The 19,549-nt window shown below is 60.0% G+C and carries 19 protein-coding genes, 1 tRNA gene and 1 riboswitch; of the genes, 11 read left to right on the forward strand and 9 right to left on the reverse strand.

Features of this window, described 5'->3' with window-relative positions; genetic code table 11:
- Window positions 1–60 precede the first annotated feature (60 nt).
- Window positions 61–582, forward strand: a complete 522-nt coding sequence (gene ruvC, locus BN1124_RS05095; protein ID WP_033132188.1) for a crossover junction endodeoxyribonuclease RuvC — start codon at window positions 61–63, stop codon at window positions 580–582.
- Window positions 583–880: 298 nt separating this feature from the next.
- Window positions 881–1,570, forward strand: a complete 690-nt coding sequence (aqpZ, locus tag BN1124_RS05100; RefSeq protein WP_042639778.1) for an aquaporin Z — start codon at window positions 881–883, stop codon at window positions 1,568–1,570.
- A 296-nt stretch (window positions 1,571–1,866) separates the two neighbouring features.
- On the opposite strand, the gene BN1124_RS05105 is transcribed toward aqpZ, so the two are convergent.
- From BN1124_RS05105 to BN1124_RS05115, 3 genes are all read right to left on the reverse strand, one after another.
- Window positions 1,867–2,628, reverse strand: a complete 762-nt coding sequence (locus BN1124_RS05105; RefSeq protein WP_042640851.1) for a lytic transglycosylase domain-containing protein — start codon at window positions 2,626–2,628, stop codon at window positions 1,867–1,869.
- Between the two features lie 154 nt (window positions 2,629–2,782).
- On the reverse strand, window positions 2,783–4,180 hold the full coding sequence (locus tag BN1124_RS05110; RefSeq protein WP_042639779.1) for an alpha-amylase family protein: 1,398 nt from the start codon (window positions 4,178–4,180) through the stop codon (window positions 2,783–2,785).
- Between the two features lie 182 nt (window positions 4,181–4,362).
- Window positions 4,363–5,517, reverse strand: a complete 1,155-nt coding sequence (locus tag BN1124_RS05115; RefSeq protein WP_042639781.1) for a M23 family metallopeptidase — start codon at window positions 5,515–5,517, stop codon at window positions 4,363–4,365.
- 463 nt (window positions 5,518–5,980) lie between these two features.
- Between BN1124_RS05115 and BN1124_RS05120 the strand changes: the two genes are divergently transcribed.
- Window positions 5,981–6,421: a GNAT family N-acetyltransferase gene (locus BN1124_RS05120; RefSeq protein WP_042639782.1), complete on the forward strand. Its 441-nt coding sequence runs from the start codon at window positions 5,981–5,983 to the stop codon at window positions 6,419–6,421.
- Window position 6,422: 1 nt separating this feature from the next.
- Here BN1124_RS05120 and BN1124_RS05125 read toward each other — a convergent pair whose 3' ends face one another.
- The gene (locus BN1124_RS05125; protein ID WP_042639784.1) at window positions 6,423–6,965 is read right to left on the reverse strand and encodes a YceB family lipoprotein; all 543 of its coding nucleotides are present in this window, start codon (window positions 6,963–6,965) and stop codon (window positions 6,423–6,425) included.
- A gap of 96 nt (window positions 6,966–7,061) precedes the next feature.
- Here BN1124_RS05125 and cls point away from each other — a divergent pair, with 96 nt between their 5' ends.
- Entirely contained in the window at window positions 7,062–8,543 is a 1,482-nt protein-coding gene (gene cls / locus BN1124_RS05130; RefSeq protein WP_042639786.1) for a cardiolipin synthase, read from the forward strand.
- A gap of 109 nt (window positions 8,544–8,652) precedes the next feature.
- Complete coding sequence (locus tag BN1124_RS05135) at window positions 8,653–9,921, forward strand: DUF945 family protein (RefSeq protein ID WP_042639789.1); 1,269 nt, start codon at window positions 8,653–8,655, stop codon at window positions 9,919–9,921.
- A 67-nt stretch (window positions 9,922–9,988) separates the two neighbouring features.
- Here the strand turns inward: BN1124_RS05135 and purU are convergent, their stop codons facing one another.
- Entirely contained in the window at window positions 9,989–10,825 is an 837-nt protein-coding gene (gene purU / locus BN1124_RS05140) for a formyltetrahydrofolate deformylase (RefSeq protein ID WP_033132589.1), read from the reverse strand.
- A 246-nt stretch (window positions 10,826–11,071) separates the two neighbouring features.
- A riboswitch (FMN riboswitch) is annotated at window positions 11,072–11,218 on the forward strand.
- A 104-nt stretch (window positions 11,219–11,322) separates the two neighbouring features.
- On the opposite strand from purU, the gene ribB reads away from it, so the two are divergent.
- Together ribB and BN1124_RS05150 are read left to right on the forward strand one after the other, a co-directional pair.
- Entirely contained in the window at window positions 11,323–11,976 is a 654-nt protein-coding gene (gene ribB, locus BN1124_RS05145; RefSeq protein WP_033132588.1) for a 3,4-dihydroxy-2-butanone-4-phosphate synthase, read from the forward strand.
- Between the two features lie 223 nt (window positions 11,977–12,199).
- Window positions 12,200–12,442 (forward strand): Lpp/OprI family alanine-zipper lipoprotein, encoded by a 243-nt coding sequence (locus BN1124_RS05150; protein WP_010634682.1) that lies wholly within the window; start codon window positions 12,200–12,202, stop codon window positions 12,440–12,442.
- 142 nt (window positions 12,443–12,584) lie between these two features.
- On the opposite strand, the gene BN1124_RS05155 is transcribed toward BN1124_RS05150, so the two are convergent.
- Together BN1124_RS05155 and BN1124_RS05160 are read right to left on the reverse strand one after the other, a co-directional pair.
- Window positions 12,585–13,433: a tetratricopeptide repeat protein gene (locus tag BN1124_RS05155; protein WP_042639793.1), complete on the reverse strand. Its 849-nt coding sequence runs from the start codon at window positions 13,431–13,433 to the stop codon at window positions 12,585–12,587.
- Window positions 13,430–14,152, reverse strand: coding sequence for a 4'-phosphopantetheinyl transferase family protein (locus BN1124_RS05160; RefSeq protein WP_042639795.1), 723 nt, complete (start codon window positions 14,150–14,152; stop codon window positions 13,430–13,432). Before BN1124_RS05160 ends, BN1124_RS05155 begins: the two co-directional genes overlap by 4 nt.
- 275 nt (window positions 14,153–14,427) lie before the next feature.
- On the opposite strand from BN1124_RS05160, the gene BN1124_RS05165 reads away from it, so the two are divergent.
- The 3 genes from BN1124_RS05165 to BN1124_RS05175 all read left to right on the forward strand — a co-directional run bounded on the left by BN1124_RS05165 (window position 14,428) and on the right by BN1124_RS05175 (window position 16,983).
- Window positions 14,428–14,916: a C40 family peptidase gene (locus BN1124_RS05165; protein ID WP_042639797.1), complete on the forward strand. Its 489-nt coding sequence runs from the start codon at window positions 14,428–14,430 to the stop codon at window positions 14,914–14,916.
- Window positions 14,917–15,066: 150 nt separating this feature from the next.
- On the forward strand, window positions 15,067–16,008 hold the full coding sequence (rlmF, locus tag BN1124_RS05170; RefSeq protein ID WP_042639799.1) for a 23S rRNA (adenine(1618)-N(6))-methyltransferase RlmF: 942 nt from the start codon (window positions 15,067–15,069) through the stop codon (window positions 16,006–16,008).
- Between the two features lie 252 nt (window positions 16,009–16,260).
- Window positions 16,261–16,983, forward strand: a complete 723-nt coding sequence (locus BN1124_RS05175; protein ID WP_042639800.1) for a MaoC family dehydratase — start codon at window positions 16,261–16,263, stop codon at window positions 16,981–16,983.
- Window positions 16,984–17,062: 79 nt separating this feature from the next.
- On the opposite strand, the gene BN1124_RS05180 is transcribed toward BN1124_RS05175, so the two are convergent.
- The gene (locus BN1124_RS05180) at window positions 17,063–18,058 is read right to left on the reverse strand and encodes a DUF481 domain-containing protein (protein ID WP_231553599.1); all 996 of its coding nucleotides are present in this window, start codon (window positions 18,056–18,058) and stop codon (window positions 17,063–17,065) included.
- Window positions 18,059–18,073: 15 nt separating this feature from the next.
- Window positions 18,074–18,991: a L,D-transpeptidase family protein gene (locus tag BN1124_RS05185; RefSeq protein WP_042639801.1), complete on the reverse strand. Its 918-nt coding sequence runs from the start codon at window positions 18,989–18,991 to the stop codon at window positions 18,074–18,076.
- A gap of 392 nt (window positions 18,992–19,383) precedes the next feature.
- Between BN1124_RS05185 and BN1124_RS05190 the strand changes: the two genes are divergently transcribed.
- Window positions 19,384–19,473: transfer RNA gene (locus tag BN1124_RS05190), tRNA-Ser, on the forward strand.
- The last annotated feature ends 76 nt before the right edge of the window (window positions 19,474–19,549 follow it).

Consider the following 19,549-nt stretch of genomic DNA (forward strand, 5'->3'; position numbering starts at 1 on the left):
TTCCCGGATCACTGACGATGAGAGCGTGAGCCGCATTCAGGTGGGTCAGGTGGAGCAGGTATGAGCATTATTCTGGGGATAGACCCGGGTTCCAGGATCACCGGCTACGGCGTTATCCGCATCGTCTCCGGCAAGGCGCAGTATCTGGGGTCAGGCTGCATCCGCACCGACTTGGGCGAGCTGCCGTCACGTCTCAAGCAGGTGTATGACGGGGTGAGCGAGATCATCACCCAGTTCAAGCCAGACGAGTTCGCCATCGAGCGGGTGTTCATGGCCCGCAACGCCGATTCGGCTTTGAAGCTCGGTCAGGCCAGGGGCAGCGCCATCGTCGCGGCGGTCAACGCCCTGCTGCCGGTCAGCGAATACTCGGCGACCCAGATCAAGCAGGCGGTGGTGGGCACGGGTGGGGCGGCCAAGGAGCAGGTGCAACACATGGTGACTCATCTGCTCAAGCTGTCGGCCACGCCCCAGGCGGATGCGGCGGATGCCCTCGGGGTGGCGCTCTGCCACTTCCATACCCGCCAGAGCCTGATCCGGATGGCGGGGCAGGCCAGCGGCTCTGTCCGTGGTCGCTATCGATGAGTGTCGTCCTGGTTTCAAAAAATAGGGTGACCGCTCCCTACCTGCTTAGTCACTGCTGCTAAAAACCACACTCCCGCCGCAGTCTGTCGCAGACGATGGGCGGGCTCAGCATGATTTCTAACGCGCACTAATGATGATTCACTTAATTAATCAATGGCTTGTGATGTAAATCACATTTCATAGACAAAATAGGCTCACTTCATCTTCTTGATTCACACTCCCATAATGTGGCGCCTGTTTAATGACAGTGTCCGCATGAGCCCCGGCTCATATTTCATCATCATGGGAGATTATTAGCGTGAAACCATATGCAGCTGAGTTTATGGGCACCTTCTGGCTGGTGCTGGGGGGTTGTGGCAGTGCGGTGCTGGCGGCGGCATTCCCGAATGTGGGGATAGGTCTGCTCGGGGTTTCCCTGGCGTTTGGTCTGACCGTGTTGACCATGGCCTTCGCCATCGGCCACATCTCAGGTTGCCACCTGAACCCGGCCGTGACCCTGGGCCTGTGGGCCGGTGGTCGTTTCCCTGCCTCCGGTGTGCTGCCCTACATAGTGGCTCAGGTGCTGGGCGGGATAGCGGCGGGTGCCGTGCTCTATGTGATCGCCAGTGGCCAGGCCGGCTTCGATCTGACTGCCGGCTTTGCCTCCAACGGCTATGGCGAGCATTCACCGGGTGGTTACAGCCTGCTGGCGGCCCTGGTGTGTGAAGTGGTGATGACGGGCTTCTTCCTGTTCGTGATCATGGGCGCCACCGACAGCCGCGCGCCGGCCGGTTTCGCACCGATCGCCATCGGTCTATGCCTGACCCTGATCCACCTCATCAGCATTCCGGTGACCAACACCTCGGTCAACCCGGCGCGCAGCACAGGTGTCGCCTTGTTTGTGGGTGACTGGGCCGTCAGCCAGCTGTGGCTGTTCTGGGTTGCCCCCATCGTCGGCGGCATCCTGGGTGCCCTGGCCTATCGCCTGGTGGCGACCGAGCAGAAATAAGCTCGCGCAACATGCCGCTCTAGAACACGCCTTCGGGCGTGTTTTTTGTTTTATGGGGTTGTGGGTTTTACAAACTCCGGGCGGCTCGGCAGCGCCTTGTGGTGCCGGTGCGGCAGTGGCATCCGAACCATATGGGGGCGGGTCTCGGTATCGGGGATCGCGGGGGGAATGTTGATGCTTTACAGGCCCCGGGCGTTCAGCATATCCCGGTAGCGCTGGTGCAGCAGTTTGACTCGCACCACATAGGCGCGGGTTTCCGCATGATGGATGGGAAGGGATGACGCCGTGCTTTTGTCTTACAAACCGCGGGCGTTCAGCATATCCCGGTAGCGCTGGTGCAGCAGCTTGACTCGCTCCACATAGGCGCGGGTCTCCGCATAGGGCGGGATACCGCCGTGTTTCTGCACGGCGCCGGCGCCCGCGTTGTAGGCGGCGGTGGCCAGGGAGATGTTGCCGTCGTACTGCTTGAGCAGACCCGCCAGGTATTTCACCCCGCCGAAGATGTTCTGCTCCGCCAGCAGGGCGTTGCCGACCCCGAGCTCGCGGGCGGTGGCCGGCATCAACTGGGTCAGCCCCATGGCCCCCTTGCGGGATACGGCGAGGGGGTTGAAGGCGGATTCGGCGTGGATCAGCGCCCGGATAAGGGCGGGATCCACGCTGTAGGTCTTGGCCGCCGCCTTGATGGTACTGGCGTAGTCGTAGAGGAAGAGGCCAGTGGTGCGCCAGTTGACCTTGGAGGCGGGGTCGCAGGCGTAGCAGTCGTTGAACAGCAAGAGCTCGTAGTGGCCCTGCTCCGGCATCATGTCGGAGTAGCGGATGACCCCGTTCTTCTGCACCGACTTGTAGACCTGGATCTGGCGAGGCGCCGGAGCCGATGCCTTGGCCAGCTCAGGGGCGGGATCGGGGGCAGAGACGGTGGCGGGCTCCGGCTTCGCCGTGACCACGGGTTTCACCGTGATGGTGGGGGGGGTCTCCGTCGTCAGGATCACCACTTCGGCCGGTGACGGCATCTGGCCCCAGACAGAGAGGGAAATCAAGGGAATGGCTCCCAGCAAGATCCATGCTTTCAACGGCTTGCTCCTTAAGCCTCGTTAGCCACGTTGAGTAAAGCATCGGGGGCGGGGCAGAACAAGCTCGCCGTGAGGCGCGCCAGAAGAAAAGCCAAAAAGAGGAGGCCGCGCTCGGGCGGCCTCACACATGCAGCTTGCCGATTTATTCCTGCAACCAGAGCCGGGCACTGCGCGCCGGCATGGCGACCCGCACCCACTGGCTCTGCACATTGATGACGGCGTTTTGATCCAGCACGTCCTTGTAGTTGCGATACCAGTTCAGCTCGAACTTGGCGGTATCGAGCCAGTACTCCTGCTCGTAGTCACACTTGTTGACGCCAACCAGCCCCAGCTTGCCCCGCTTGAACAGCACGAAGCAGTCGCCGCTGCCGATGAGCTGCATGGGCTGCCCTTGCACCGCGTTGTGGAAGCGGATCATCCCCTTGAGATCGTTTCGCAGGTAGTAGTCCTGCCAGCGCAGACCGTCCTTGTCCTGGGTCTCGCCGTGATCCGAATAGACCAGGGGCGAGCCGCCATCCCGGCCGAGCAGATAGGCATAGGCCAGCTTCTCGTCGGTCTGGCTCAGGATCTGGTAGCGGAAACCGTCGTTGGTGGGAATATCGTGGGTGATGGCGAAGGTGACCGCCCGGTTGCCCGGCAGGGCCTGACCGTAGGCGCCGGGATCCGCCAGCTGGTTCATGCTGCCGCCATAGCCGAGCGCCCCGCGCAGGGAGGCGAACAGCGGGAAGTCATAGGCGCCCTGGCCGCTGTTGTCGAGATAAGGCTTGAGGAAGCGCTCGTAATCCGTGCTGCCGGCGCCCCCGGAGGTGATCACCTCCCCAAACACGTGCATGCCCTGCTTGATCTCCGGGGTGAACACGGCATTGATCTGGTAATCGCTCATGTGCTTGACCGCATCGACCCGGAAACCCTTGATCCCCATCCCCTTGAGCGCCTTGAGATAGGCCTGCTGCTGGCTCACCACCCAGTTGTTGGGGTCGAGATCCGGTAGCCCCTTGTCGCTGGCGCCGCCACACAGACGCCAATACTGGACGTGGCCGGGATCACTCCAGTCGGTGATGCAGCCCTCTGGGTGGAAGTCCGAGGCCGACAGCAAGTTCTGCCCCAGGTCGCCAAACAGTCGTTGTCTACCGTAGTAATCTGGGTTGGTAGCGTATTGTCCTATCAACTCAGTACCGGGGTAGTTGAGGTCGCTGCGCTTCCAGCTCTCGTTGGCCATGTGGTTGAGCACCACATCCGCATAGACGGCGATGCCGCGGGCCTGCATGGCGGCGATCAGCTGTTCGAGATCCTGCTTGTTGCCGAGGGGGTTGTCGACGAGCCGCAGATCCTGGGGCTGATAACGGGCCCACCACTCGTTGCCGGAGGACTTGAGGGGCGGCGAGATCAGCACCTGCTTGTAGCCCGCCCCCTTGATGAGATCGGCCTTGGCGGTGACCTCGCTGTATTTCCAGTTGAAGGCGTGCAGTATGACGTCGGCTTGCGCCAGAGGGGCGATCAGCATGCCTGCGATCGCCAGTATTCCCGCTGTATTTTTCATTATTGTCTGTCCTTGTTTGGGTGCCCGAATGGGCACCCAGAGCCTCACATCGGCCTCTGCAGGCGGCAATCCCGGCGTGGTCGTTTTGTGAGTAGATTCAAGGCGGATCATCAGGAGTTGTGACGGCTTGCATAAAACCGCCGAGGCCCCGGTATTACTGTCTTTGTTGTCACTTTGAAGGGCTAGTCCAGGCCATTGTTGTAGACCGGCTGCCAGGCGCAGAGGCGTTGGTTGTTGCGCGAGTTGTGCAGCCAGAAACGGTTGCAGTTGTCGTCGTAGTTGCTGGTGCCGACATTGATCCCGTAGCTGCTCAGGCGCACCCCTTGCAGGGACTGATAGACGCCGTTACGCAGCAGGGAGAAGTGCAGGTGCGGACCGGTGGAAGAGCCCCCCTCGCACAGGGCATCGTTGCGGTTGCTGGCATAGGTGCCGATGGGGCTGTCCGCCGCCACATAGTCGCCGCTGCGCACCGAGATGCCGCTCATGTGGTAGTAGTTGGTGGCCCAGCCGTTGGGGGCGGTGATCCTGAGCTGGCAGCGGGAGAAGACGGTGACGGTGCCGCTGTTGGCGGCGGTGACTGTGTAGGTGGCACCGCCCCAGCCCGGCCAGTCGTAGGAGACGTCGATGGAGGAGTAAGGGTAGCCGGAGCCACTGTGTGAGTGGGCGCCGTTGACCTTCCAGCTGTATCCCTGCCGCCAGGGCAGCTGGAATTGGCCGGTAGCCAGTTGGGATGGCGTATCGGCAACCGATGCCTTTGAGCGGGTCAGTGCATCGGGGCCAAACAGGGTCTGCCACTGTTCGGTCAGCTGTTGTTGCGCCGCCTTGTCGAGCAGGCTGGCCAGGGCAAGCCGATGAGCATCGCCGCGGGGAAGGGGGCTTTGCTTGGCTTGCTGCAACCGGGTTCTGGCCTGATAGAAGCGCTCCGACAACTGGCGGGCCATCAGCTCCAGCTGGTTATCAAATCCCTTCGCCTTGACCAGATTGGCAAAGGGCACCGCCATGGCCTGCTTCGACGGCGCCGAGATGAGTCGACTGCTTGCCTCCATCAGGGCCAGCAGCAACTGGGGATTGAGGCTGGTGATGCCGCTCCAGTGCAGGATGATCTCCTCCTTGGGCAGCAGATGCGGCGCCTGCTGCAGCAGGAAATCGTGCAGATCGAAGGCCATGGCGGCCTCACCATAGACGAAGTGGGCCTCGTCCAGCGGCACCTCGGCGGTGTCAATCGCCCCGAGCTGCTGCTGGCTGAAGGAGCCGGGGACTAGGGGAGTGTGGATGTCGCCGGCCCAGGCGAGGGTAGGCAGCATCAACATCAGTAAGGGGGACGTCGTCTTGAACATGGCATTCTCCTTGTTCCTTGGCATGAGGTGCTGTGTAGGGGATCCCACAGGGCAACGGCAGCGCTGGGCTCTATCCAGGTCTATGTCCAGGACTCACCCTAGGCGGAAAAGCACAAATTGCTATTCGAATGGAGCTTTTTTATAGGGGCCAAGATTGGCAAGAAATGTTAAATAAAATTTACACTGATAGCTTTCTGTTCTAGATCAGTACCTTGTGATCTAGTGTGTGGCATGGTTCCGTAAAGGGAGTAGGATCGGCGGGCTCATTGAGCCTGTCTGATCCTGGCTCAGATTTGAGGACGAACTCAGTCGATAACCACCAGGCTATTGGCTTCTTTGTAAGTTAAAGGCATGTTATCTTGCTGTTGCTCCATTCTGGTCTGATCTGTTGATGGAGCCTGATGATGAGTCAAGCAGGGCCTCGGTGGCCAGGGGCGCAATGGGTACTACAGGCAGGCAGGCGATGGAGCTCAGGTTTGAAGAGTACTGTGATGCGGATCTGTCGCTGATCAGGGACTATTACGAGACGACATTTTCCCACTATGTGCCGGACTTGGCCGAGCGGATCTTCGTGGTACGCGACGCCCACTGGCTGGTGGGTGCCGTGCGCTTGCGCGACGAGCAGGACTACTACCATCTGTGCGGCTTCCGGCTGCTGCCCCATTATCAGTCACTGGGCCTGGGGTCACGCCTGCTGCAGCGTGCCTGCAGCGATCTGCTGGACAAACCCGTGGTTTGCCACGCGTTGCCGTTCGAAAAGCCGTTCTATCTCAAGGCGGGCTTCGCCCATCTCCCCCTGCACGAGCTGGAGGGTCCCCTTCATACCCTCTATGACCAGCAGCGCGAACAGGGTTACCAGATCGAGCTGCTGGTGCGTCAAGCGACGTCCACGATTTACAACTGACTCACTGGGGCTTGGTCAGCAGGTGGATCTTGCCCGGTGACAGCTCCAGCCCCAGCAGATTGTCCTTGAGCCAGGCCTGGTTCGGATCCTTGTCGTCGAGCTTGTAGACCGGCTGGGTCTCCAGCCGCTTCTCCATGCTCTGCAGCAGCATCCTCAGCATGAAACCAAACTTCTGCTCCGCCGCCGCCGGCTCCAGCTTGTAGTCAATCAGCTTCATGTTGTCGAGAAACAGGGCGCTCTGGGCCTTGTCGTAGCGTGGCCTGGCCTCATAGGTCATGTTCAGCAGCGCGTCGTACTCGGTCTGATCCGGCAGGGCTATCTTCAGCTTGCCCTTGCCAAACACCCTGGCGGTGTCCGGGCTCTGGCGGCCGATCTGGACATCGCTCTGCTCGAGCTGAACATGGGCCTTGATGATGCCGGGCAACTCCAGCTGTTTATCCACTTGCACCTGGGATTGCAGGTACTGATTTATCTGTTGCTCATTGATGTCATATGAGCCTTGACCTAGCATGGCCAGACTCAACAGCATAGATTGCAGGATCATGCTAACGACCTGATAGAATGGGTTTGTTCTTCAGCATACCATTCTGGCTCTGTGGGGTCTGCCCACTCTATTTCACCATGACATCAAGGAGTCGCCTTGCTCGACGGTCTGGAATACGACATTCAGTTGCTATTTTCTCGCTTTCTCGGCTGGTTGCTGCTCTTCTTCCACACCGTGATAGTGGCGGGGGTGTCGCTGCGGGTGGTGATGAAGCGGCGTCCCATCGGGGTGTCACTGGCCTGGCTGGCTCTCATCTATGCCATCCCCTTCGCCGGGGTCGGCTTCTACGTGCTGTTTGGCGAAATCAGGCTGGGCCGCAAGCGGGCCGAGCGGGCCCAGGCCATGTACCGGCCTTACGCCATCTGGATCCGCCAGCTGGCTCGGCTCTTCCCCCAGCACTGCTGCGAGGTGGGCAGCAAGGCGCGGCCGCTGCACGATCTCATCCAGGGGCGGCTGGCCATGCCCATGCTGTCCGGCAACCGGATGACGCTGTTGCACAAGCCGGATGCCATCTTGCAGGAGATAGTGCGCGACATCCGCCACTCTTCCCAATCCTGCTATCTGGAGTTCTACATCTGGCACCCTGGCGGGCACGCGGATGCGGTGGGCGAGGCGCTGATCGAGGTGGCGGCGCGCGGCGTGGATTGTCGTGTGCTGCTCGATTCCATCGGCAGCAAGGCCTTTTTCCGCTCGGCCTGGCCCAAGCGGCTGCGCAAGGCCGGGGTCAAGCTGGTGGAAGTGTTGCCGGTCGGTGCCTGGCGTATCCCGTTCCAGCGCCAGGACTTGCGCATGCACCGCAAGCTGGTGGTGATCGATGACAAGGTCGGTTACACCGGCTCCATGAACATGGTGGATCCTCGCTTCTTCAAACAGGATGCGGGGGTCGGCCAGTGGGTCGACATCATGATCCGGGTGCAGGGGCCCGTGGTGCCGCTGATGTGGTCCACCTTCGTCTCGGATTGGGAGATGGAGACCGGCGAGCGGCTGCTCGACAGCCTGCAGCACGAGCCCGAAGCCTGGCCCCAGACCAACTATCGTGCCCAGCTCATTCCCTCAGGCCCCTTCGTCGGCGGCGACTGCATCCAGCAGAGCCTGCTGCTGGCCATCTATCAGGCGCGCCACCACCTGGTACTGACCACCCCCTATTTCGTGCCTGACGATCCGCTGGCGGCAGCGCTCTCCTCGGCGGCGGCCCGCGGTGTGCTGGTGCAACTGGTGTTGCCGGCACGCAACGATTCTCTGATGGCCAACCACGCCTGCAACTCCTTCATGGAGGAGCTGCTCGAGGCCGGGGTCGAGATCTATCGCTACGATGCCGGATTGTTGCACACCAAGAGCGTGCTGGTGGACGACGACTTCGCCCTGGTGGGCACGGTCAACCTCGACAGGCGCAGCCTCTGGCTCAACTTCGAGGTGACCCTGCTCATCGACAATCCGGTGTTTGTCGCCGAGATGAATCAGCTGGTGCAGGGCTACATGCTGGAGGCGACCCCCATGTCGCTCGCCCAGTGGCGGGCCCGCCCCTGGTACAAGAAGCTGCTGGAGAACATCTTCTACCTGTTCAGCCCCTTGCTATAAAAACGCAGCAGTGAGTGCAGATAATGGATTCTGAGCCGGGAAGGTACTTGCCTGTGTCCCCGTCTGCCCCGTAGAGTGCGCCAATACGCCTTTAGAGAGTGAGATCAAGATGAAAAAGAAAGTGGCCCTGGCCGTCGGTGCGGTAGTGGTGGCAGGTGGACTGGCCGCCTGCTGGTATACCGGACAAACCTTCGACCGGATCCTCGCCGAGGAGATCGCCAAGGTGAAACAGGGCAGTGGCGTCGAGCTCACCTGGACCCCAAGCAGCGAGAACCTGTTTACCCGTGACGGCGTGCTCAAGGTGGTGGTGACGCCACAGGCGCTGGCGAGCCTGGATCCCCAGTTGGCGGGGAGCGAGCCCATCGAGATGGATCTCAATAGCAGCAACCGCATCTTGCCGTTCTATATCAAGAGCCAGCTGCTGCTCGATACCGCCAAGGGGACGCTGGCCTCCGTCTTCACCGCCCTTGGCATGCAGCAGTGGCAACTTGGCCTCGAATCGGCAAGCAGCCTCCTGACCCAGAGTCAGAGCGCCCGCTTCTGGCTGAGCGACTTCAAGGTCAAGGAGGGGATGAACGAGGTAAGCTTCCTGCCCCTGAACGGCAGTTACAGCGGCGATCTGGATGGCAATGGCCACATCACCTTCCAGTGGCAGGGAATCACCTTGCACGATGCCCAGAGCAAGATGGACATGGTGCTGGCGGATCTCAAGGGCAGCGCCGATGTGGCCGAGATCAGCGGCGTCTGGCTCTCGCCTCGCAGCGATGCGACCCTGTCCGCCTTCTCCCTGACGCTGCCGGAGAGCGCCAAGCTCTCCCTGCAGGGGCTGACCAGTTCGACCCAGTTGGCGGGTGACGATGCCCAGACCCTCTCCAGCCGTTATCAGATGAAGGTGGCGACCCTCAATCTGGAGAACGAGGGCGACAAGCTGGCGCTGACCCAGGGCAATCTGGATCTGTCGTTGAAGGGGCTGGATCTGGAAGGCTATCAGACGCTGCAGGCGGCCAGTGGTCAGCGGGTGGACGAGGCGGCTATCCAGCAGGCGCTGGACAAGATGCTGCAACGGGGCGCCACGCTGGAGCTGACGGATCTCAGTGCCCAGCTCAATGGTGAACCGGTCAGCGTGAAAGGGGAGGCCAAGCTGGCACCGACCTCGCTGGAGCAGTTGATGGGGAGCGAAGAGGGGATGCAGGCCTTGTCCGGGCTGCTCCATGCCAGCCTCGGCGACAAGCTGGGCAAGGCCGTTCCACAACTGGCGCCCATGTTGGCGCAGTTTACCGCCGAGGGTTATCTGAAGGCGGAGCAGGAACGGCTCAATGCCGAGTTCAAACTCGAGAAGGGCATGGCGACCATCAACGGTCTGGCGCTGCACGAGTGAATTCAGACAGATAAAAAAGGCTCCCTCGGGAGCCTTTTTTATGGGTGTCGTGCTGGCGACTACGGCCTTACTTGAACACCACCGTCTTGTTGCCATAGACGAAGACGCGCTCGTTCAGGATCAGCTCCAGTGCCCGGCTCAGCACGGACTTCTCCACATCCCGGCCCGCCTTGGCCATGTCGTCGGCGCTGAAGGTGTGGCCGACGTGGATCACGTCCTGCTCTATGATGGGACCTTCATCCAGATCGTCGGTCACGAAGTGCGCCGTGGCGCCGATCAACTTGACCCCGCGATCGAATGCTTGACGATAGGGGCGGGCACCGATGAAGGCGGGCAGGAAGGAGTGGTGGATGTTGATGAGCTTGCGCGGATAGGCTTCCACGAAGCTCGGGGTCAGCACCCGCATGTACTTGGCCAGGATCACGTAGTCGGGCTCATAGCCATCGATGAGGGCACGCACCTGCTCCTCGTGCTCGGTCCGGCTCAGGTTCTCATGGCTCACGCCGTGGAAGGGAATGTCAAACTTGCCGGTCAGCTCGGCGAGGGTGTCGTAGTTGCCGATCACCGCCACTATGTCCATGTCCAGCGCGCCGGCGTAATTCTTCATCAGGATGTCGCCGAGGCAGTGGGTCTCCTTGGTCACCAGGATGACGATCCGCTTCTTGCCCGCCTTGACCAGTCGGCGCTGGGCGCCAGCCGGCAGGGCATCGTCGAGATCCGCCAGCAGGGTCTCGTCGTTGAAGCGACCCTCCAGCTCGGTGCGCATGAAGAAACGGCCATTCTCGTGGTCGACGAACTCATCGTTCTTGTTGATGTTGAGCTGGTGCTTGTAGCAGATGTTGGTGATCTTGGCGATGAGGCCCTTGGCGTCGGGGCAATCCGTCAGCAGTATTTTCTTTTCCATCTCTGTCATGATTCCGTTTGTGGTGTTGGCGCCTGAGTCTGTGCAGGTCGCGTTTTTTCTGGCCTGTGGTCAGGCGCGTTATTTTTCGGGTACTTTTCTCGGCAATATGCCACAAACAAAATCAGAAAAGACAGCGCGCCGTGCGCCCTTGCTGCAAGCTGACCGCAACGAAGGCAGGCTGAACCCGCCCTGTCGCTGATGGTTTTTAGGCTGGTATCCCGCGCTTTTTTTCTTTACGCTGTCTGCGCTTATTCTCAGGGCGGGGTGAAAGTCCCCACCGGCGGTATCCCGATCTGACTCGGGGAGCCCGCGAGCGCCCGACCTTGGTCGGGGTCAGCAGATCCGGTGAGATGCCGGAGCCGACGGTCATAGTCCGGATGAAAGAGGATAAGGCAGAGTGTGCCGGTCAGGCCCCTTGGGGCTGGCTGCCGCATGCCCACTTCTGTCTGCCTTCCCATGCCCTGATTCTGGTCCTTGTCTTATTTAGGAGTCTTACCATGAATCAGTCTCTACTCAGTGAATTTGGTGATCCCATTGCTCGCGTCGAAGCCGCGCTGGCCGCATTGCGTGCCGGTCGTGGCGTACTGGTGGCCGACGATGAAGATCGCGAGAACGAAGGTGACCTCATCTTCGCCGCACAAAGCATGACCAACGAACAGATGGCCATGATGATCCGCGAGTGCTCCGGCATCGTCTGCCTCTGCCTGACCGATGAACGGGTACGCCAGCTGGAGCTGCCCATGATGGTGGAGGCGAACTCCAGCCACTACCAGACCGCGTTCACCGTGACCATAGAAGCGGCGCAAGGAGTGACCACGGGTGTCTCCGCTGCCGATCGCATCACCACCATCAGAGCCGCCATCGCCGACGGTGCCCAACCATCGGATCTGCACCGTCCTGGCCATGTGTTCCCGCTGCGTGCCCGTACCGGTGGTGTGCTGACCCGACGTGGTCACACCGAAGCCACTGTCGATCTGATGCAGTTGGCAGGCTTGAAACCCTTTGGGGTGTTGTGCGAGCTGACCAAGCAAGATGGCTCCATGGCCCGCTTGCCCGATCTGGTGGAATTTGGTCGCCAGCATCAGATGCCGGTGCTGACCATCGAAGATCTGGTGCAATACCGTCAATTGTTGGCAGAACGTTCAGCCTGAGCGTCATACGAAATTGAAATAAGTACATTTTTTGGTTACGCTTTGCACGAACCTCATCCAGGGCACTCATTTTTGACTTAAGTTTGCACAAAAAGTGTACGTTTAAAAAAAAATGAGGGTTTTAATGCGTTTATCTGCGATGGGGCCTATCCAAACTCGGATTTATTTGTGCCATAATCACGCCGCTTGCTAAACGTCTGGCGAGTTAAAGGGAGCTTTAAAAATGAAAAAAATGTTGTTGGTAGGTGTTGTTGGTCTGTCTGCCCTGCTGGGCGGTTGTGCAAACACCAGCGAACTGGAAACTTCCGTTCAGAATCTGTCTAACAAAGTTGACCAACTGGCTCAAGATGTTAGCGCTGTTCGTGCTGATCAATCCAAGATCGCTGCTGATGTTGCAGAAGCCAAGCAAGAAGCTATGCGTGCTAACCAGCGCATCGACAACATGGCTACTTCCTACAAGAAGTAATCCATGCGAAAAAATGGCGCATTTTAATGCGCCATTTTTTTTTGCCTGAAATTCGTCATATTCCGCGTTTTGCCATCCTTCGCCTGAACAAGGCAATGCCGATTGCTCGGCATCACCTAGACTTCTTATTTTTCTCTCTCGATCAATACAGCAGGCTATAGAGCTTGCGACGGTAATTTTGCGCCACCGGATTGGTGCCCATGGTCGTCAGAATATCGAGATAGATCTTCTTGGCATCGCCAAACGCCATGTCGCGCTTGAGGATGTTGAACAGCAGCGCCAGGGCTTCTTCCTGCCGGCCGACCTGGCTATAGAGCACCGCCAGCTCCTGGGCAAGGGCATCATCCCCCGGGTTTACCGCATGACGAGTCTCCAGGGCGCGCAGCTCGGGGCTGTCTGCGGCCTGCAGTGCCAGCGCCAGACGAGAGCTCAGTGCCTGATAGTGATCGTCCTGCGCCACCATGGGGATGGTCGCGAGCAGAGTCTGCGCTTCTTCCAGCAGATTCAGATCCAGCGCGGCTTGCACCAGCCACAGGCTGATGTCGTGACGATCTGGTGCCAGCTGATGCGCCTTGGTGAGATGGGCGTGGGCGAGATCGGCCTGCTCCTCGGCCAGCGCCTGTTTGGCCTGCTCGAGCAGCAGCTCTTCTTCCTTGGGGGCGAAGGCGGCGAAGTACTGGCGCAGGGTGGCCTCATCTTGCGGGCCTTCCAGAATGGCCTGCTCGTCCGGCCGGCCCTGATGGAACAGCACCAGCGCGGGCAGGGCGCGCAGACCCAGCTGGCTGGCCAGCGGCTGCAACTGGGGATCATTCATGTCGACCCTGGCGAGGGTGACCTCTGCATTGGCCGGACCGACCAGGGCCTCAACCAACGGGGTCATGCCCTGGCATTCTGGCATCTGGGGCGCATGGAAATAGATGACGACCGGCTTCTTCATAGACGCATCGATCAGTTCGGCGTGGAAATTCTGGGGATTGATGTCGACGATCATGAGGCTGACTCTCGGAAAATGGTGTGGGTTAACATGGGGCCTAGGGGGGTGGATTTCAAGCGTCCATCCAGCAGGTAGCCATTGACGTTGCGGGTCGGGGCCGCGAGGCAGAGCCAGCCGCTGCCCAATGGCCAGTCCTGCACCTGATAGGACTGATCATCGAGCCGATTATCCAGCCGCCATCCCTCTTCGGGAAGGAAACACACCTTGTCTAGCCCGGCGGCAATACCGTTGCCCTGAGCCTTCAGCACCGCCTCCTTGCGTGACCAGAGGCGATAAAATGCCGATTCCTGCCCCGCCTCCGGCAATGCCGCCAGCCATTCGTATTCACTCCGTGCATAAAAGCGCTGGGCCAAGGGCAGTATCTGCCGGCGGCGCAGGCCCATCTCTATGTCGACGCCGAGCGGCCCTTGCTGGCAGAGGGCGAGCGCCAGCCAGTCGCCGCTGTGACTGAGATTGAACTGCCAGTGATGGCTGTACAGGACGGGTTTGCCATGAGCATTGATGCAAAACTGCAGTTCATCGGCCGGGCAACCGAGTCGCTCGGCCAGCAGGCGGCGCAGCAAGACACGGCCGAGCAGGTACTCCCGTTGGCGATGTGGCTGCCGGATCTCCTGCCAATGACGCTGTTCCTCCAAGGAGAGCTCACCAGGCAGCGATATCAACTGGTCGGCGTCGATCTGAGCTGGTTTTAACAAATAGAGATCCGCAGAGATCATAATTTTTCACTTAAAAAAGAGGCTGAAGTAGCGATAAGGATCAGTTTTGGCTGGCCCTCATGGTCACTTTCGGGATTGTATATTGTTTGGGCATGATCACATTAATTATGAAAAATAATGCATTTCCTTGCAAAAATGTGATGTCGATAGGGATTTTCACTTGCCTCGATAGAATTCTTGGATATAGTCGGGTGCTGTTGCCTTATAAATTGCCCTTCCGGGCCGTATTTTAACAAGTTTTACTATTTTGCGGGGATAAAGGATTGCGCCACCTGATGCTACTGCTGGTCGCGCTCGGAATGGTGGGTTGTGCCTCGGCACCCCAGACCGAGGTCGCGAGCAAGATCGAAGTTTCCATGATGGAACCCGTGGTTGAACCGGAAGCTTCGCAGACACCCGATGTGAACGAAATCCTGACCGTATATAAAGAGTGGCGTGGTGTTCCCTATCGCATGGGAGGCAGCAGTCAGCGCGGTATCGATTGTTCCGCCTTCGCCCGTGAAGTGTTCCGCAATGCGGTCGGCATCGAGTTGCCCCGCGATACCCGCTCCCAGGTCCATGAGGGCACTCGCGTTGCCAAGCGGGATCTGGTGGAAGGGGATCTGGTCTTCTTCAAGATCAGCAAGCGCCTGAATCATGTGGGCATCTATGTGGGCAACGGTGAATTCATCCATGCCTCCACCCGAGCCGGGGTGACACGCTCCAAGTTGGACAGCTCCTACTGGCGCGGCAAGTTCTGGCAGGCACGCCGGATCGACATCTGAGTCAGGCTGGACAAACGGCTCGCAGTACGGACTGTTTCTCCAACCTCACTTGAACCGGGCTCTGATAGCCCGGTTTTTTATGGCCGTCGTTTAGACTTTCCGCCATCAACTCTCTATAGTGTGGCCCCCTTGACCCTCGGCAGGCCCAGTATGAAGACCCAGCACAAATCCGGATTGCACCCGCGCAATCGCCATCAAGCACCCTACGATTTCGACGCTCTCTGCCAGCGCACGCCCGAGTTGCTGCCTTTCGTGTTCGTCAACGAGCACGGCACCCGCACACTCGACTTTGCCGATCCGGCCGCCGTCAAGACGCTCAACCGGGCCTTGCTGGCGCTGCACTACGGCATCCAGCATTGGGATCTGCCGCCGGGCTATCTCTGTCCGCCGATCCCGGGTCGGGTGGACTACTTGCATAGAGTGGCGGATCTGCTGGCCGAGAGCGCGGGGGCTGTGCCCACTGGCAAGGGCGTGCGGGTGCTGGACATCGGCGTGGGGGCGAACTGCATCTATCCCTTGCTGGGGGCCCGCGAATACGGCTGGCGCTTCGTGGGATCGGACATCGATCCCGTCTCGGTCAAGGCGGCCAGCCTGCTGGCGAGCAGCAACGGGTTGGCCAGCCAGATTACCTGCCGTCATCAGACCGATCCCAAGCAGATTTTTCGCGGCATTGTTGGCCCCAAGGAGCGCTTTGCCCTGACGCTCTGCAACCCGCCGTTCCACGCCTCTCTGGCCGAGGCGAGCAAGGGGACTGAGCGCAAGCTGCGCAATCTCGGCAAGACGGTCGCCGGGGCACCTGTGCTCAACTTTGGCGGCCAGAAGGCCGAGCTCTGGTGCGAGGGGGGAGAGGCGGCCTTTCTGGCCGCCATGATAGGCCAGAGCAAGGCGTTCGCCAGCCAGTGCCTCTGGTTCAGCTCCCTGGTGTCGAAGAAGGAGAATCTGCCGGCCGCCAGGAAGGCGCTGGCTCAGGCGGGGGCGAGCGAGGTGCGGGTCATCGACATGGCGCAGGGCAACAAGGTGAGCCGGATCCTGGCCTGGAGCTTCCTGGATGCGGCGAGCCGGACCGACTGGTGGTCCGCCCGGATCGAGTGAGTGAAAATGGGAGCCTTGAGGAAAAAATATCCTGAACGGCTCCCTTTTCACTCCCATCATTTCGGGTGACGTTGTCGCCACGTTAATCGTTTTTACTGCACGTTCAAGCCTGCTTTCCCCCGCAAGTTAGTGATCACTCTCACCTCCGGTACAGTTGTACGCCGAGATTTTTTTGCACTTACTGGTGAAACTTTCATAAAATAGGACTGGTTAGACCTCTTTACAGGCATTGAATCGAATAGGGATCGGTAAATGAAAGTTGTCGATTTTCTGAAACACAAGCGCGAGATACTGGCGCAGCACCCCTTTGAGCTCAAGGATTGGCTCTCTCCGGCGATCCGCGACTACTGGCGTGAGTTTCAGCAAAAAGCGCACCTTCACCCGCTGCTGGGTCGGGTGCTCGACCTGCAAGCCGATCAGCAACTGCTGCGACGGCAGGGCGCCGCTCAGGCTCAGGCGGTCAACAGCCAGCCGTCCCTGACCGAGGAGAACCCGGTCGAGTTGAGCGGGGAGGCGGCCAACCTGTACGCCGAGCTGCAGGCCCGGATCGGGGAAGAGACCCATGTCGGCGAGTGGCTGCAGGTCAGCCAGCCGCTGATCGACAAGTTCGCGTCCGTCACCGGGGATCACCAGTGGATCCACACCGATCCCGAGCGTGCGGCGGCCGAGTCACCGTTCAAGACCACCATTGCCCACGGCTTCCTGACCCTGGCCCTGCTGCCTCAGCTGACCGGCTCGGTGGACGAGGCGACGCCGGAGTTTCCCAGTGCCCGCATGGTGGTGAACTTCGGTCTGGAGCAGGTGCGTTTCCCGTACCCCATCAAGGTGGACAGCAACATTCGCGCCCGCACCAAACTGTCCAGGGTCACCCCCATCAAGGGCGGGCTCGAGTTGCTCAAAGAGATCAAGATAGAGATCGAAGGGATCCGCCGCCCCGGCTGCGTCATCGAGTCTCTCACCCGCATCTATTTCTGATCCCCCTCCTCGTTTGACGCGGATAAACACAGGCCCACCTTGGTGGGCCTGTGTCGTTTCTGGCGTTTGACTGAGAAGACTAGAAGCTGGCCCCCAGGGTAATGGTGTGGCGCCACTCCTTCTCATCAAGGCTCTCTTTGGGGCCGCCATGTTCGAGCCAGGTATCGTCCCAGCTCAGCTCGCTAGACCAGGAGAGGCGCAGGTGATCGTTGAAGTAATACCTGAGCCCCAGGCTGCCGTTGATGGACTGGTTGCGGGTCAGGTAAGGGGAGGGCTGGTCGATGAACTTCTCGTAGCTACCCTTGCTGAACAGCTCGAACCGCTGCTGCCAGACGGAGACAGGCTGACGGTAGTCCCATCCCAGGCTGAGGTAGGGGTAGTTGATGATGCGTTCGTCGAACCAATCCGAGCCGCTCCAGACGTCAGGGGTGAAGTAGGAGCGCTGCAGACCCAGTTGGCTGATCAGCTCCAGCCGCCGCTGCTTGTCGTTCCAGAAGCGATAACCTGGCCCCGAGGCATAGCTCAGCTCCAGATAGTTGCTCTCTATCAGGTCGTAGTCGGCATCGATGGAGGAGCGCAGGAACCAGTTCTGATTGAAGAAGAAGTCCAGCTTGGGGCTGAGCTTGTACTCGTGACTGTCGGTGATGCTGTTCGATGTCTCGTAGATGTACTCCCCATCCAGGGTGTAACGCCAGTCCAGGTTGGCCAGCTCGGTGGAACCCTTGAGGTTGACGTTGTTGGTCTTCTTGTCGCTCTCCTTCAACTTGATGTTGAGATCCCCAGTCCCGCTCCAGAGCCAGGCGTTGAGCTCATCCGGGGAGTCCAGCAGGGCGATGCCCGTCTTGGTCAGCGGCTTGGGTTGCTCCTGCTTGTCCAGGCGCCAGCGTTTGATCGCATCACGCCTGATGGTCAGGGTCTGGCTATAAGCCGGGGTGATGCTGATCTGCTCGTCCGTGATCTCTTCTATGGTGCCGGTGAGGCGATCGCCGTTTTGCATCCACAGGATGTCAGCCCGTACCAGCGGGCTGGCGAGCAGGACGAGCAGGTACCAGGGCCCGCATCGCAACGCGGGCATAGCCGACCCCATCGGTCAGTTGCTGACGGGCTGGGGCAGCCCGTTCTTGCTGTCGAGCATGGCCGTGACCCGGACGCTGTCGACCTCGGGGGCGGCGATGAATTGCTCAACCTCGGCGGACAGCACCAGGGGCGCGCCCTCGGCCAACTCTTCCTCGGTGCGGGACAAGGGGGAATGCACCTCCAGCCAGCGCCGGCCATCGGGTTCCAGCGCCGTCTTGACCGGTTGGTTGATCACCCGCACCTGAGTGCCGACCGGTACCAGTTTGAACAGGGTCTCGATGTCATCGGGACGCAACCGGATGCAACCCGCACTGACCCGCAAGCCGACCCCGAAATCCTTGTTGGTGCCGTGGATCAGGTAGTCCTTGTTGCCATAGCCAAGGCGCATGGCGAACTTGCCAAGGGGGTTATCCGGGCCGGGGGGGACCACGGCGGGCAGGTCGATGCCTTTTTGCTCCAGCCAGGACTTGCGCACCATGGGGCCGGGGACCCAGGTCGGATTCGGATTCTTGGCGATGACGGTGGTGGTCATCTCCGGGGTCTCGCGGCCGATGTCGCCTATGCCGATGGGCAACACCATCACTTCCTGCTTGCCCTTGGGGAAGTAGTAGAGCCGCAGCTCGGGCAGATTGATGACGATCCCTTCCCGTGGCACGTCGGGCAGCAGCATCTGGGTCGGCAGGGTCAGCCGGGTACCCGGGGTGGGCAAATAGGGGTCAACCCCCGGATTTGCCTCGAGCAGCGCCAAAAAGCCAATCTGGGTATGTTTACCCACCAGCTCGAGATGGTCGCCCTCTTGTACAATGTAATCTTCCAGCTCGCCGATGAGGCGGCTGCCGTCCGGTGGGAGGGGATAGGTGATGGACCAGACCGGCGCGGCCCAGAGGCTGGCAACCACCAGCAGCAGTGAGGCGATACGTGTATACAACATGGCTTTTCCTATCTTTATGCATCGAGGGAAGCGTTTTCCTCCCAAAAAAGAGCTGGGATTGTCAACCAATAGCCCGATGATTACCAGTGTCGGCCCCTGCTATCCCCGAGCCGGATTTATGCGACGCTTGCGCCCTTTTCACCCTGCAGGCCGCTATTTTCCCGATTTCGTCGGACAAGGGCACAGCCAGGAGAAAAGTGAGAAGGGGGATAGCGCATCGACAAGTCCCGACACGGCGGCTGGGTCACGCCGGGATGGGGGGCGGATCCGGATGGCGGAACGCCCGTCGGGCACACTTTGTCATCAGGTGCCGAATTATTAGGCAGTTACCTGATCTGCAACGATATTTACATTGATTTTCCGACTCGGGTTGGGTCAATATGAGGGCCCGCGGAGAGATGCCGGAGTGGCCGAACGGGATTGACTCGAAATCAATTGTGGTAGCAATACCACCCAGGGTTCGAATCCCTGTCTCTCCGCCATTTATACCCTTCAAGCCCGCGCCAGCCGCGGGCTTGGCATTTCTATCCTATTCCCGCCCATACCTCAGTTCAGCCA

The organism is Aeromonas eucrenophila (assembly GCF_000819865.1).
GTDB lineage: Bacteria > Pseudomonadota > Gammaproteobacteria > Enterobacterales > Aeromonadaceae > Aeromonas > Aeromonas eucrenophila.